A 1,678-nucleotide genomic window follows, 5' to 3' on the forward strand; every position below is an offset into this window, starting at 1 on the left:
GAGGGCACTGAAAAAGTCCATATCTTTTAACTTTGCGAGGTATTTGACGATTGAATCGTCGAATACCTCGCTTTTTTCATTTATACTAGAGTTACTAAATGTAGGTGGTGCTTCAGATGATTTCAAACCAGGAAACATTCCATTTAAGTCCGTTCATCGCGATTTACGATATCGTCGTACCAAAAGATAATATGCTTCGTCAAATTAACGAACTTGTAGATTTCACATTCATTTTAGAGGAGCTAAAAACAAAATACTGTGTAGACAACGGGCGTAACGCAATACCTCCGATTCGAATGTTTAAGTATTTATTGTTAAAAGCCATTTTTGATGTATCGGATATCGATGTCGTGGAACGTTCAAAATATGATATGTCGTTTAAGTATTTCTTAGATATGGCGCCGGAAGATTCTGTGATTGATCCAAGTTCGCTCACAAAATTCCGCAGACTTCGTCTCAAGGACGTGAGTTTATTAGACATGCTTATTGGGAAAACAGTTGAAATTGCCTTAGAAAAGAAAATCATCAAAAGTACATCTATTATTGTGGACGCCACACATACAAAAGCCCGGTATAATCAAAAATCACCGAAAGAATTTTTACAGGAAAAATCAAAAAACGTACGAAAAACCGTTTATCAATTCGACGAATCCATGAAAGAAAAATTCCCACCGAAAACCACTTCCAACGAAGTAAAAGATGAATTAGCTTACTGTGAAGAAGTTATCACAGTCATCGAAAATGAACCGAAAATTGCCCATATTCCAGCTGTTCAAGAAAAATTAAATGTCTTAAAAGAAGTGGTGGAAGACTACACAGAACAGCTCCATTTCTCTGCAGACCCAGACGCACGTATCGGTCATAAAACAGCTGATTCTTCATTTTTTGGTTTCAAAACACACCTTGCGATGAGTGATGAACGATTGATTACCGCTGCGGTTGTGACAACGGGTGAAAAAAGTGATGGGAAATATCTACAAGAACTAATTAGAAAAAGCCAAGAAACAGGCATGGAAATTGACACGGTGATTGGGGATACGGCTTATTCAGAAAAAGAGAATATTCACTACGCAAAAGAAAAAAAACTTCAATTAGTATCAAAGTTGAATCCAGTCATTACAGACGGCATACGTCCAAAGGAGAAAGAATTCGAATTTAATAAGGATGCAGGTTTATTTATCTGCCCATCAGGACATTTAGCTACTCGAAAAGCACGGACAGGCAAGAAAAACCAAGGGGCCAATCAAGTACTAACTTACTTTTTTGATATCGAAAAATGTAAAGTTTGTCCTCTTCAAGAGGGGTGTTATAAGGAAGGAGCGAAGAGTAAAAGCTACTCGGTATCGATTAAATCAACAGAACATAAGGACCAAGAAGCATTTCAAAATACCGAGGAATTTAAAGAAAAAGCAAAATCACGCTATAAGATTGAAGCAAAGAATAGCGAATTAAAACACAGACACGGGTATGATGTAGCATCATCTGCGGGTCTATTAGGTATGAACATGCAAGGAGCCATGGCCATATTCGCTGTCAATCTCAAACGAATCATGACCATCTTGAAGGAAAAAGAGTAAAAAAGAATAGAGAAAAAGGCGACTTTCTGTTCGAAATCGAACGGAAAGTCGCCTTTTATTTGTGATAACCGTTTAACAAAAATTAAAAACGTAAGTTTTTC

Annotated in this window: 2 protein-coding genes; both read left to right on the forward strand. The window is 37.0% G+C overall.

What is annotated here, in order from left to right:
* On the forward strand, nucleotides 1–190 hold a 190-nt coding region (locus tag D1953_RS21580), incomplete at its 5' end, for a hypothetical protein (protein ID WP_220453382.1).
* The gene (locus D1953_RS20020; protein ID WP_119118917.1) at nucleotides 117–1,577 is read left to right on the forward strand and encodes an IS1182 family transposase; all 1,461 of its coding nucleotides are present in this window, start codon (nucleotides 117–119) and stop codon (nucleotides 1,575–1,577) included. The genes D1953_RS21580 and D1953_RS20020, both read left to right, overlap by 74 nt.
* Nucleotides 1,578–1,678 lie beyond the last annotated feature (101 nt).

It is taken from the genome of Peribacillus asahii, from assembly GCF_003570725.1.
Taxonomy (GTDB): domain Bacteria; phylum Bacillota; class Bacilli; order Bacillales; family DSM-1321; genus Peribacillus; species Peribacillus asahii.

What these genes read in the sequence shown, in the direction of transcription:
- D1953_RS20020 (WP_119118917.1), top strand. Translation starts at nt 117, where the DNA reads ATGATTTCAAACCAGGAAACATTCCATTTAAGTCCGTTCATCGCGATT.